Source organism: Streptococcus sp. 20925_1_69 (assembly GCF_041432365.1).
Classification (GTDB): domain Bacteria; phylum Bacillota; class Bacilli; order Lactobacillales; family Streptococcaceae; genus Streptococcus.
In genome coordinates this window covers 1-14,494 of sequence record NZ_JAPVZL010000004.1, presented here as the reverse complement: position 1 = coordinate 14,494, position 14,494 = coordinate 1, and the positions used below count along the sequence as shown (strand labels likewise).

General features: G+C 38.7%; 6 protein-coding genes and 1 tRNA gene. 6 read left to right on the top strand and 1 reads right to left on the bottom strand.

Annotated elements, in window-relative coordinates; genetic code table 11:
• Nucleotides 1-95: 95 nt before the first annotated feature.
• Entirely contained in the window at nt 96-1,412 is a 1,317-nt protein-coding gene (locus O3601_RS03555; RefSeq protein WP_261067935.1) for an FAD-containing oxidoreductase, read from the bottom strand.
• Nucleotides 1,413-1,741: 329 nt separating this feature from the next.
• Between O3601_RS03555 and O3601_RS03550 the strand changes: the two genes are divergently transcribed.
• The 6 genes from O3601_RS03550 to O3601_RS03525 form a co-directional block, all read left to right on the top strand.
• Complete coding sequence (locus tag O3601_RS03550) at nt 1,742-3,316, top strand: DEAD/DEAH box helicase (protein WP_371471175.1); 1,575 nt, start codon at nt 1,742-1,744, stop codon at nt 3,314-3,316.
• Nucleotides 3,317-3,572: 256 nt separating this feature from the next.
• On the top strand, nt 3,573-4,361 hold the full coding sequence (gene codY, locus O3601_RS03545; RefSeq protein WP_000940738.1) for a GTP-sensing pleiotropic transcriptional regulator CodY: 789 nt from the start codon (nt 3,573-3,575) through the stop codon (nt 4,359-4,361).
• A complete protein-coding gene (locus O3601_RS03540) occupies nt 4,361-4,936 on the top strand; it encodes a cysteine hydrolase family protein (RefSeq protein WP_070526965.1) in 576 nt (191 codons plus the stop codon). The genes codY and O3601_RS03540 overlap by 1 nt, the downstream gene beginning before the upstream one ends.
• 79 nt (nt 4,937-5,015) lie before the next feature.
• Nucleotides 5,016-5,101: transfer RNA gene (locus O3601_RS03535), tRNA-Leu, on the top strand.
• A gap of 186 nt (nt 5,102-5,287) precedes the next feature.
• The gene (locus O3601_RS03530; protein WP_265526993.1) at nt 5,288-6,262 is read left to right on the top strand and encodes an Rpn family recombination-promoting nuclease/putative transposase; all 975 of its coding nucleotides are present in this window, start codon (nt 5,288-5,290) and stop codon (nt 6,260-6,262) included.
• Between the two features lie 415 nt (nt 6,263-6,677).
• Nucleotides 6,678-14,494 (top strand): YSIRK-type signal peptide-containing protein (locus O3601_RS03525; RefSeq protein ID WP_371471173.1); only part of this gene is annotated, 7,817 nt, incomplete at its 3' end.

Genomic DNA, 14,494 nt, shown 5'->3' with positions numbered 1-14,494 from the left:
GCTGACGTAGTTTGAATTTGATTTTCGAAGAGTATGAGATTCCGCAGAAGTAAAAACAGCCCCAAGAGGGCTGTTCGATACGATTAAATCTCAACTTAAATCGAAAACAAGTCATTCAAGTTCTCAGCCAAGGTTGGGTGAGTGAAGATTTGTTTTGTGAAGTAAGTGTAAGGAATCTTGTTGTCCATAGCAACAGTGATGATGTTGATGATTTCTTGAGAACCTTCTGAGAAGATGCTTGCTCCAAGAATTTCTTTTGTTTCAGTATTGACAACAGCTTTGAAGGCTCCGCGAAGGTCTCCATTTACGTGACCACGAGGCATTGCTGCAACAGGAATTTCCTTAACGGCGTATGGAAGTTTCAAATCAGCTGCTTGACTTTCAGTCAAACCAACTTGTGAAAGTGCAGGTGTGATGAACATGGTGTTTGGTACATTGAGACGGTCTTCAAGTGTGTAGCTGCCATCTCCAGCAAGGTAGCTGTAGACAACACGGAAGTCATCAAGTGAAATGTAAGTAAATTGAAGGCCACCGTTGACATCTCCAACTGCAAAGACACCAGGAACGTTTGTTTGACAATGTTTGTCTACTTTAATAGCGCCACGTTCAGTTAGTTCAATATCTGTATTTTCAAGTTGAAGTGGTTCTACATTTGGTTTGCGTCCAGTTGCGTAAAGAAGGGCGTCGAAACGGTAAGTTTCATTTTCAGTTACGACAAGGACTTGGTCACCGTCGTTTTTGATTTCAGTAGTACGGATGTTTTGAAGCAATTCAATACCGTCTTCTTCCATGTATTGTTTAGCAAGAGCTGCGATGGAAGGTTCTGCACGAGGAAGGAAAGTATCCAAGGCATCTAGGACTGTAACCTTGCTTCCAAGTTTGTTGTAAAGGCCAGCAAATTCAAGACCGATATTTCCACCACCAAGGACTCCAAGTTTTTCAGGTAATTTGTCCAAGTTTTGGATACCTGTTGAGTCAAAGACGTTTTTACTTGTAGCAAGTCCAGGAATTGGCAAGACGTTTGAAACAGCACCAGTGTTGATGACGATTGTTTCAGCAGTCAGTTCTTTATTTTCATCACCAGCTTGGATTTCGATGACTTTATTTGAAAGGAAGTGAGCTTCCGCATCAAAGATATCTACGCCTGTACCAGCAACAGTCGCATAGTTTTTACCGTTAAGGCGACCAGTGATAGTGTTTTTGGTAGCAATGACTTCTTCAAAAGATAAGTCTTTCTCAGCAGCAACTAACAAAGTTTTAGTTGGGATACAACCGATGTTGATACAAGTTCCACCGTACATAGCTTTGCTACGTTCAACGAGGGCAACTTTTTTGCCAGCTGAAGCTAATTTACCAGCTAGTGTTTTACCAGCTTTACCAAATCCGATAACGATTAAATCATAAGTTAACATTTAGAGTTCCTCCTATTCGAATTTCATTCTAGCACAAGAAAAAAACTTTTGCACAATTCTGCTACGCTTTAAAAAAGTTTATGAAATAGTGGAAATTATAGCCTTACTTTCTCAGAAAAATCGTTTACATGATATTATCGATGGATTGGGCTATCTTTTGCTCTGGACTTGTGTTATACTAGATAGGTTGCAAAGAAAACAGTACTTTTCTTTTGTGGAAAAGAAGCAACACGATTTTGTATCCAGTATATGAAAATACGTCATAAAAAGAAAAGTATAAACTAAGCCCTATAGGGTGGCTTCGCACCACCTTTAGAAAGAAGAATATCGTGAAATTTAATGAATTAAACTTGTCTGCTGATTTGCTAGCAGAGATTGAAAAAGCTGGTTTTGTAGAAGCCAGTCCGATCCAAGAACAAACTATTCCCTTGGCCCTTGAAGGTAAGGACGTTATCGGTCAAGCTCAGACTGGTACAGGAAAAACTGCAGCCTTTGGCTTGCCTACCCTTGAAAAAATCCGTATAGAAGAAGCGACCATCCAAGCCTTGGTCATCGCTCCAACTCGTGAACTAGCTGTCCAAAGTCAAGAAGAACTCTTCCGCTTTGGTCGCAGTAAGGGAGTCAAGGTTCGCTCAGTATATGGTGGATCAAGCATTGAAAAACAAATTAAGGCTCTTAAATCTGGTGCCCATATCGTGGTGGGAACACCTGGTCGCCTTTTGGACTTGATTAAACGCAAGGCCTTGAAATTACAAGATATTGAAACTCTTATCCTTGATGAAGCGGATGAAATGCTCAATATGGGCTTCCTTGAAGACATTGAAGCTATCATTTCTCGTGTCCCTGAAAGCCGTCAAACCTTACTTTTCTCAGCAACTATGCCAGATGCTATCAAACGTATCGGTGTTCAGTTTATGAAAGAACCTGAGCATGTGAAGATTGCTGCTAAGGAATTGACCACAGAATTGGTTGACCAATACTATATTCGTGTTAAAGAACAAGAAAAATTTGATACCATGACTCGTCTTATGGATGTGGAACAGCCTGAGCTTGCTATCGTATTTGGTCGTACAAAGCGCCGTGTAGATGAATTGACTCGTGGTCTTAAAATCCGTGGCTTCCGTGCAGAAGGAATTCATGGTGATTTGGACCAAAACAAACGTCTTCGTGTCCTTCGTGACTTTAAAAATGGCAATCTTGATGTTTTGGTTGCGACAGACGTTGCAGCGCGTGGCTTGGATATTTCAGGTGTGACCCATGTCTATAACTACGATATTCCACAAGATCCTGAAAGTTATGTTCACCGTATCGGTCGTACAGGTCGTGCTGGTAAGTCAGGTCAGTCTATTACTTTCGTATCACCAAATGAAATGGGCTACCTCCAAATCATTGAAAACTTGACTAAGAAACGCATGAAAGGTCTCAAACCTGCAAGTGCAGAAGAAGCCTTCCAAGCAAAAAAACACGTAGCTCTCAAGAAAATTGAACGTGATTTTGCAGATGAGACTATCCGTGCCAACTTTGAGAAATTTGGTAAGGATGCTCGTAAGCTAGCTGCCGAATTTACTCCAGAAGAATTGGCAATGTATATCTTGAGTCTGACTGTTCAAGACCCAGATAGTCTTCCTGAAGTGGAGATTGCACGTGAAAAACCACTGCCATTTAAACCATCAGGTAATGGCTTCGGTGGTAAAGGTAAGGGAGGTCGTCGTGGAGATGACCGTCGTGATAATCGCCGTGGAGACAACCGTCGTGGTCGTCGTGATGATTTCAAAAAAGGAAGTCGTGGCAATGATCGTTTTGATAAAGACAGACGTTACCGTAATAAAGACAATAAAAAACCACGCAATACTTCAAGTGAAAAGCAAACAGGCTTTGTTATTCGTAATAAGGGCGATAAATAAGAAAAAGCGGTTCAAAATGAATCGCTTTTTTATATAAGGAGACCGAATGGAAAAAGAAAGATAAATAAAATAGATATATTATATTTTTGTAATATTATAATACACAAAAATAGGGAGCTTGTCAATAGAAAAGAAGCAATTTAATTAAAAATATTCTTGTTTTTTCAAATTGCAATTAAATAAGCAATTTTCAGATAATAATTGAAAATTTAAGCTGTTTATGTTATAATGATAGCGATTAAATTCGAGGTGAAAAATGGCACATTTATTAGAAAAAACAAGAAAAATTACTTCTATCCTGAAGCGCTCAGAGGAGCAGTTGCAGGAAGAACTTCCATACAATGCGATTACCCGTCAATTGGCAGATATTATTGACTGTAACGCCTGTATCGTCAATAGCAAGGGACGTCTCCTTGGTTATTTCATGCGTTACAAAACCAATACAGATCGTGTAGAGCAGTTCTTCCAAACTAAGATTTTCCCAGATGACTACATTCAAGGTGCGAACATGATCTACGATACAGAAGCCAATCTGACAGTTGATCATGATTTGAGTATTTTCCCTGTGGAAAGTCGTGCCGACTTTCCAGATGGTTTGACGACTATTGCACCGATTCATGTATCAGGGATTCGTCTTGGTTCTTTGATTATTTGGCGCAATGATAAAAAATTCGAAGATGAGGATTTGATCCTTGTTGAGATTGCCAGTACCGTTGTTGGGATTCAACTCCTTAATTTCCAACGTGAAGAAGATGAGAAAAATATTCGCCGCCGTACTGCTGTTACCATGGCGGTTAATACCCTTTCTTACTCCGAACTCCGTGCTGTTTCAGCAATTTTAGGGGAGTTAAACGGAAATGAAGGTCAGTTGACTGCGTCAGTGATTGCAGACCGTATCGGAATCACCCGTTCTGTGATTGTCAATGCCCTTCGTAAACTTGAGTCTGCGGGAATTATTGAAAGTCGCTCACTTGGAATGAAGGGAACCTATCTTAAGGTCTTGATTTCAGATATTTTTGAAGAAGTGAAGAAAAGAGATTACTAATGACTAAGGCTTTAATTTCGATTGATTATACAGAAGATTTTGTTGCTGATAGTGGAAAATTGACAGCAGGTGCTCCAGCTCAGGCGATTTCGGATGCCATCAGCAAGGTAACTCGATTAGCTTTTGAACGAGGAGATTACATCTTCTTTACCATCGATGCTCATGAAGAAAACGATTGTTTCCATCCAGAAAGTAAACTATTTCCTCCTCATAATTTGATTGGGACTAGTGGACGGAATTTATACGGAGATTTGGGGACCTTTTATCAAGAGCATGGTTCAGACAGTCGTGTCTTTTGGATGGATAAACGCCATTACTCTGCTTTTTCAGGGACTGACCTGGATATCCGTTTGAGAGAGCGGAGAGTGTCTACCGTTATCTTAACAGGTGTCTTGACGGATATCTGTGTCCTGCATACAGCTATAGATGCCTATAATCTAGGATATGACATCGAGATTGTTAAACCAGCTGTTGCTTCCATCTGGCCTGAAAATCACCAATTTGCCCTAGGTCATTTCAAAAATACACTTGGAGCTAAGTTAGTAGATGAAAATCTAAATGAAATTTCAGAGTAATTTGGTTGATGAAATGAAAAAAATTGAAAAAAGTGTTGACAAGCATCCTAAAAGTTGATATACTAGTAAAGTAATCGACGCGGGGATGGCGGAATTGGCAGACGCGCAGGACTAAGGATCCTGTGACCGCTTTAGGTCGTGAGGGTTCAAGTCCCTCTCTCCGCATAGGATAAGAGTTAGCTTAGGCTAGCTTTTTTGTTTTTTATTGGGCTTATAATATCTATGGTGGGCGTCCATCGCTTTCAGATAAATTTCTCCTAATTCTCTCTACTTTTTCCGAATAAATAGATAGAGCCATAGAATCTAGTGAACCTAGATTTAAAACTATGGTATAATGAAAGGAGAAGAAATATGACTTTACGTCATCCGGGCATTAGCCCGACCAATGATTTGGTAGCTAAGAAAATTTTCAGCAATCCAGAAATCACTTGTCAATTTATTCGCGATATGCTGGATTTACCAGCCAAAAATGTGACTATTTTGGAGGGAAGTAATATTCACGTCTTACCTTCCCTACCTTACTCAGCTCAGGATTTTTACACTAGTATAGATGTCTTGGCGGAGTTGGACAACGGTACTCAAGTAATTATTGAGATTCAGGTGCATCATCAGAATTTTTTCATTAATCGTTTATGGGCTTATTTGTGCAGTCAGGTCAATCAAAACTTAGAAAAAATTCGTCAGCAAGAAGGAAATACTCATCAGAGTTATAAACATATCGCACCAGTTTATGCTATTGCTATCGTGGATAGCAATTACTTCTCAGATGATTTGGCTTTTCATAGCTTTAGTATGCGCGAGGATACGACAGGTGAAGCCTTAACCATCACAAATAATGGACAAGAAAACCATTTGGTTAAGATAGCGTTCTTGGAATTAAAAAAATACAGAGAAACCAGCAAAGATGAGGTTCGTAAACCGTGGTTGGAGTTTTTCGGGAATAAACCCTTTACCCAGCAACCAGAGCGAGCCATCAGCCAGGCAGACCAACTGCTGGACTACAAGAGCTGGTCTGAGGAGGACAGGAAAATGTTTAGTCAACTACGTATGCGAGAAGAACAGGCATTGTTGGCACAGGACTATGCCTTGGAGCAAGCTGAAGAAAAAGGATTAGAACGTGGTCGAGCAGAAGGTATTGAACAAGGTTTAGAGCGTGGTCGTGCAGAGGGCATTGAACAGGGACTGGAGCGTGGGAAAGTTGAAGGAAGTTTCACTATGTTAGTAAATCTAGTCCGCCAAGGTCTTTTGCCTTCTGAAGTTGCCAGTCAACAGTTGGGTATGACTGTATCTGAGTTTGAAGAACTATTGAAAGAGCATCATAAATAAGAACTAAGAAAATACAGAGAAACCAGCAAAGACGAGATTCGCAAGCCGTGGTTGGAGTTTTTTGGGAACAAGCTTTAATGAATCCGCTGTCTATAAAAAGTAAGGATAGGCAGTCTACCATTTAAAATAAAATAATGACAGATTTTTCCTAAGTAAAAGGTAAAATCTGTTTTTATTTATATTAAATTTCATATTTAACGGTCCGAAAATGCTGTTATGATAACACTTGCATATATATATATATATATAATTCACAAAAAGATCCCAAAATATGCTATATTATAGGGTTTTAAACTTAAGATAACGCTCAGGAAATTGATTGATTTTCTATTTAAAAAGTGTTAGTATATTGATGACACATTATTTTTCAAAGATTTTTAATGTAGTCTATTGAGACAATAGAAAGGATATGCTTATGTTTGGAAAAAGGCATAAGGATAACGGGGAAAAAGTCTTTCGTTATTCGATAAGAAAGTACCATTTTGGGGCTGCTAGTGTTGCAGTGGCGGCTCTGATGTTCTTTGCGAATGGGGTGCAAGCGCAGGCCCCTGCAGTGTCTCCAGTAACAGCTAGTGATGTAGTTGCTGGACCTTCTGGAAATTCAGATGGGGATCCACAGGACTCAGATGAGGAGAGTCCTGAGAAGACGGCAGTAGTTGAACAGCCAGTTGAGCTCAAATCAGCAGGAGAATCTAGCGCTCCAGAAGCTAAAACTGAAGAAGGAAGTCGAGAAGAGTCGGAAGCTGAAGTTAAAAGTCCTCAGCCCGAGACTAAGATAGATGATAAAGAAGAAACTACTCAGGTGGCGAAGGAAAAGGATCAAGAAGTATCAGCGCCAGTAGCTGATACAAGTGCAGCCAAATCGACACAAAGCACCCTAGAAGCTTTGTTAGCAAATTTGACCTTAGACTCCATGAAGGCTCTCCACACTGAAGTCGAAGAAGCTCTCGCAAAGGCTAAGGCAGTCTTAGAGAATCCAAAAGCGACGCAAGCACAGGTTGATGAGCAAGTCAAACTCATGGAAGACCTGACTCGTCGGGTCAAGGAAGCTTTGTCACCTCAAGTTTCAACTCCTCCAGTCTTAGAAAAAGCAGGTCTGACAAACACTACGCTGACTGCTCCAGAGGGGACTGTACTAACTCCAAAGGAAGCTGCTGCAAAAGTCCTAGAGAAGAATCCTGTAGCATCAACTAATGGAGAAGTTAGGACTCCATCAACTAAACTTTCACAGTCAGAAGTTAGTGATAATCAGAATAAAGAAAAATTGAAAACGATTTCAAAAGATTTGTCTGCCTATCTGATACAGGCAAATGAAATCACACGTCCTGAGACTAAGAAACTTTTAGAAGGAGTAGAAGAAATTGTTAAATCAATTGAAGCTAGTGTATCACAACCTCAGTTAACACCAGCTGAAATTGAAGAACTCCTCAAAAAAGGGAAGCAAGCTGAGAAGAAACTTGCCTTAGCACTTACTCGTGAAAAATCAGGAAAACGTGATTTGCGAAATGGAAAACTGATGAGACACGGAACAGATTTGAGGGCTACACCAGCGGCACTGAATACAAAAAGGGCGTATATTGTTCAAAACGGGGATGGTTCAGGGTTGCCTGCTGAGACTTATTTGTATGCAACAAGAAGAAGTACTATTGATAAATTATATACACCAGACAAGGAAGTACCTGTAGAGGAAGCGTTGAAAGAGGCTAAGATAACAGTAAAAAAAGACCCTACTGATGAGAACGGTTATATTTGGACTGTTACTTTCAATACTCATAATCAAGGTCACCAAAATGCTTTGTATTGGTTTACTTTGCCTAAAGGTCACATAATGGATGATGTTCTTGGTGCTACGAGAACAACGAAAGGTTCTAGTTCATATGGAGGTGTCAAGTTAAACTCAGAATGGCGTGGTAAAATAAAAGCACATTTAAGTGCTACTGAAGCGGATTATGGAAATGCTAAGAATCACCATTTTACAGATGGATTTGATAGTGTGACAGATGTAACGGATAACAACTTTATTATCGGAACTCTTCAGAGGAACCAAACTGACCCCGAGGCAACTCAGTCTTCAAGTTCATATTATTATTTAGGTCCTGCTTTTGATAAATATAGACGTCAACCTATTTGGAATACAGCACCTTCTAGTGATGTGAAAAATAAAGCAAAAAGAAATTTAGAGGGATTAAAAGAAAATACTGACCAATTATATTATTTAAAATATGATGGATCGGGTATTGTAACAATTTCTTATAAAACTAAGACTACTAATAAATATGCACCACTTTATTATGCTGCTGGTATGAGGTCATATGAAAACTCTTCTGGAAAACAATACTTCATGGCAAGAGGTTTACAAGAAAAACCGAATGCTCCAGTGATTTCAGATAATAATGTAGGTACTGTTACCGTAAAACCGAATACCGAAAAAGCAGATAAAGTGGAGATTAATTATGTAGGAAGTGATGGAAACGCCCAAAAAGCTACACTTACGCGCAATGCACAAAACGGTACATGGAGTAGTAATAATAATGGAATTGAAGTTTCAGGAACTTCTTTTATTGTAAAACCTAGTGCTGTTAAAGTAGGTACGCAAGTTAAAGCTAAGTCTTGGTTTGGTAACAGTGATCCGAGTGATGAGGCTACAGGTAATATACTTAGACGTACCGACAAACCTACAGTTACCGCAAAAGAAGATGGTTCTGTTATAGTTAGACCGAGTACTAATGCTACTCACTTGACTATTAGCTATACAGATGAAACTAGTAAACAAAATAAAACTATAACTGCAGATAAAACAGGATCTTCATGGGGATTACAAGGAGATTCAGCTATTACAATTGACCGAAATAGCGGAGAGGTAACTATACCAGCTAATAGTGTAGCAGATAGCACTAAAGTAGAAGCACAGGCGAAAGCTCCTGGGGAAGCACTTAGTGAAAAAGCAGAGGATACAGCTAGGGCTCAAGATAGAACAGCTCCAACGATTCAAGTGCGTAAAAATGGAACAAGAACTTGGTTAACAGCTGATAGTAAGGGAAATATAATTATTCCTGTAGCCCCAGAAAGTAGACGTACTTTAGAGTTAGATGTTTTAATTAGTGATAATCAAGGTGGCTCAGGAGTCCCAGATTTTAATTCGCGTCCTGGAGGAACAGTTACAAAAAATATTACAGGAACTTATAAAAATAATTCGGATATTTATAGTTCGTTTGGAAAAGCAAGTGATGCTACTGCAAAATTATCATTCACATTAAATGATGAGAATACGGCGAGTGATGCTAAAACTAATGTAACTGTAACATTGAATGCCAAAGATAATGCTGGAAACTGGACAAATGCTACTAATAAAAAAGAAGTAACAGTAAAAATTGTTTCTGCTAAACCAAACTATCCATCTCGAGTTAAAGTTTTAAATCCAACAAATATAAAAGATGCTGAGAAGGATAGAATTTTAGCTGCTATTAAAGAAGCTAACAAAACAAATGAAGCACACCCAACCTTTACAAAAGGGACTGATGGAATTATTACGACCTATACAGATGGAACGACTTATACAGTGCCATATAGTGATGTTATAACATACGATTATTTAGCTAAAAAGAAAACGATAAATGTAGGTGAAAATCCAAATTGGGGAGATCCTAAACAGTACTTCACTTATGAAGATGGTGGTGCAATTGGGAATGATAAAACATTCTTGTGGGAAAACTCTAGGAATACAACTGCACCTAATAACCCTGATCTGACAGTGGGCACGAATAAGAGAGTAGAAGTATTAGCTCCTAATCCGGAAGGAGGGGCTCTTAAAACTCTGACGGTAACTTATGATGTAGTTGATGGACAACCGCCTAAGGTTAAGATAAATGGGGTAGAGTTAGGAGAGAATGTTGATCAAAATCCTAGGTTTGCAATTTATCGTGGAGCAAAATTTAATCCAACATTTGAAGTGAGTGATAACTCTGGTAAAACAACATATCTTAGAGCATCAGGAATTCCGAGTGGTGTGTGGTTTAACAAGCAAGGTGGAAATGATGTCGAGAAAACAGATCTGACAAATAGTAATAATCAGTACACTTTAACATCTAATAATATAGTAGATAATAACAATACGCTTGGAGAACATACAGCAAGTGTTACTGTAAAAGACGCGTCTAATAATACTAAGACGTATCAATTTAAATATGTAATTCTTGATATTGAAGCGAGAAATACTCCTGAGACAGTTCCTTTGAATACAAAATTAGTAGATCCAGCAGATGAAGGGCATGCGAAAGATTCACATAATTATGTCAAAGTATCAGACGGAAACACACAAAAAACTAATGGTGATGATTACTACACAACTGGTATGAAATTTACATGGAGTAAAGACAATACTCCTATTACAAATAAAACATTATTAAGTACACCAGGTGTCGTTAACTATACAGCAGTAGTTACGTTCCCTAATAATGGTGAAAAATATTCAAAAACTGTTGATGGAAAATCTATAACTATTTATCCTCCTGAAAAAGCTACTGTATCAGTGACTTTCAAAGTCAAACCAACAGCACCAACGGTAAGACCAGAAAATAACGGTGACGTTATAGTAACTCCAGCGAATGAAACAAATGTCAATAAAGTGGAAGTGACATACACTCCAGCGGATAAGAATCGATTAGAAGATAATGGTAATGTGACGAAAACTGCTCAAGATAGAACAACGGTTATCGCTACTAAGGGATCTAATAATCAATGGAGTATCACGAGTGGTGCGAAAGAAGGAATTAGTGTTAATGCAACTACTGGGGAAATTACTTTAAAAGATCAAGTTGTTAAAGATCAAACAAAAATTCAAGCAAAAGTAATTGCCCAAGAAGTTTCAAGTGATGAAAATGACACTAATAATTCTAAAGATGGTGATCGCAAAATTCCAACAATTGATATAAACAATACGCTTGTAGAAGTTGGAAAAGAGTTCAGTCTTCCTCTTGGTTTATCAGATGGAGCAGGAGTAGGTGTAGACTATACAAATATTAAAGTTTCGTCACCAAATGGGGAAACAGGTCTAACTTACGATGCAACAACAAAATCAATAAAAGGAACAATAAACGCAGCTACTAAAAAAGAAATTACAGTAAGAGTCCTAGATAAAAATGGAAATAAAGCTGAGAAAACAATCTCTATAGCTGCTGTGAAAGCTAAACCTATCTATGCGATTAAAGACGGAACAATCAAAAATGTAGATACTCCAAGTAACTTTGTGGAAATGCCTGCTGGATTAACTGCCTCTTGGAAAGACGATTCTAGACCTACAACAGCGGAAGCGGGGAATACGACTAAAACTGTAACGGTTAGTGCAAACGGCTATGCAGCGATAAATGTGGATATTCCAGTAACGATATATCCAAAAGTAACTTATCGTAAGGTAGGCGGCAATGAAGTGACAGAATACCATGAGATTGTTGGTCAACCATTGACGTCTGCTGTAACGGGAACTGGTGGAAGAACAACAACTGTTAAACCGGATTTTTATGTAGAATTTGAAGGTGGAAAGAAACCAGATGGTACAACTATTACATTTAAAGATGGAAATCCAGCTAGCCCAAGCACAACAGCGGGCGAAACGACTAAAACGATCGTTGTAACTTATCCAAATGAAGCAGGGACTATTGAAAAAAATGTAACGTTCAAGACTTATGGAAATGAAGCGAAGTATGAGGATGGAAAAGATTCTGTAGAAACAATAGTTGGTAGTGCATTTGCGAAAACAAGTGCTAGTGATTATGTTAAATTAAGCGATCCTAAATTACCTAATCCACCTAGAACTGCGATAGCTTGGGGGGATGGATATAGTGGTTCTGCAAATCCAGTTTCTAAAGTTCAAACTACAATAGGAATGCGTGAAGAAAATGTTAATGTTTATTACACGTCGGCAATTGCTGGATTACGCGGTGATAGTAGTTTTAGATACACGCATCAAGACATTAAAGTTACTCTAGCCGTTAAACCACAAGCACCAACACTAACTGCAAATCAATTCCAAGGTAAGGCAGGCACTAAACCTGTGATTACTGTAAACAATTTACCAACAGCTGCACAGTTGACAAAAGGATCAACTGTAACAGTACAATTAAAAGATGCTACTGACACTGTAGTTGCAGAAAAAACAGTAACAGAAGGAACAGGAAGTACAACATTTACTGAAGCTGACTACAACAAACCTGTGACTCTAGGTCAACAATTGACAGCTAATGTGGTTGTTTCAGGAAATTATCAAAAAACAGTGAAAACTGATACTGGAACAAGACAAGATTCAACTGCTTATTCTTTAGTTTCTGATAACAGCAACAGTGAACAAGTCACTCCTCAAAAACCAACTTTTGATCCAGCAACAGTGACTTCAACTAGTCGTACACTAAGCGGTACATTGGGTGGATTTAATGACCCTAATAGAGTGGTCAAAGTTCATTTGAATGATGAAAAAAATACCGTTCTATCTAGTGAAAATAACGGCGGAGTAACCATAAATAATGATGGAACTTGGACAGCTACGCTTCCTAAAAATGTAAAACTTCGTCAATCAGTCGCTAAAAATGGTGAAACTACAATGCCACCAGCGATTACAGTGGAGAATACAGTCACAGGTGGAACAGTTTCAACTAGAAGTGATAATAAAGCAGTTGAAATGGGAGATTACTCAGTAGCGTCAACAGTTGCAGGTAGTAAGCATATTGATATTACAGTTCCACATGATGCTAAACGAGTTGAATTGCGATTCCATAATAATCAAGAAACAGGAGATAAGCCAAACAGTATTGTACTTGTCCGTGGAACAGATGGATGGCATACAGAAGCAACTCGTGCTGATAATACAACGGTGACAGATGCTAATGGATATGTCGGAACAATTACATCTACTCCAAGCACTACTAATCCAGCAGAAAGTATTATTACTATTCCTCTTAATGAAGAAAGTAACGGTAAGAAACTTCACATTAGAGAAGAAGCTGCTAACGGAGATAATACAGCAACCTACAGCAAAGGACTAGGTTTGCGTGTAGAATATCAACCAGAAGCAGGACAAGATCCAACGGCTGTTGGAAACTGGAAAGTAGTTAATGTTACGAATACAGCGCCTACTATCAAAGTAAAAGGTGACACAGGAAAAGATGCAACTCATAGAAAAGTCTATGATTCTGGAACAAGGTTGACAGCCGACTTGTTAAAAGAATTAGTGACAGTAACAGATGCAGAAGATAGTGTGACACCAGATGGAAACAAACCATTTGGAACAGGAAATGTTAAGATTATTTCGCAAATTCCTGCAGCAAATGGTACTGGTACAACACCAGCTGGATTATATGAAGTTACTTTAGCGGCAGTAGATAGTCAAGGTAAAGAAGGAAGTCAAGTTAAAGTATATGTAGCTGTTAAAGAAGCAACTCCAAGCGCCCCAGCAGTAGGACAATGGCAAAATGGAAATGTAAAAGTAACACCAAATTCTACAAATTCAGGGGATAAAATTACAATTCCTCTAAAATCAGGAAGTGTTGTAGTAACAAAAGATGCTCAAAATGGATGGCAAGTAACAGGACAACCTAATGGAGTAAGCGTTCATGATGGAAGTATCGAAATTCCACGTAACTTGGTAAATACTACAGTAACAGCAACTGCAAGCAAAGGCGAAGGCGATATTAAAGCAGTATCTGATGAAGGAACACATACTTTAACAGCACATGAAGTTACAAAAGCAGACATTATTAAGAAACCAACGGATCACCTTACTGGAACAGATTTATATTCAGCAACAGGAGTCACAGGAGTTATTGAAAACGGCGTAACAAAAACATATCAAAAAGCAGGTATAAAATCTGTTACATCTGATGGACAATTACCAGAACTAGAAGCTGATAAGGAAAAACAAGTACCAGTAGTAATTACCTATAACGATGGTTCTCAAGAAAAAACTAATGTCACACTAAAAGTTGCGCCAGCTGCACCTAAGGTTACGGTCAACAAGCAAGATGGCACAACAGGAGACGTGACACTAACAATTAAACGACATGACGATACTAATTACCCAGATGGTTCTGTAGTGACTGTCCCAGGAATAGAAGAAACATTCAAAGTCAAAGATGGTATAATCACAATTAAGAACGACCAACTGAAAGATACGGTACAAACAGGTAAAGTTATCGTAAAAGAAGGAACCAAACTTCCGGCGGAAACGAGTGATGATAAGCAGTT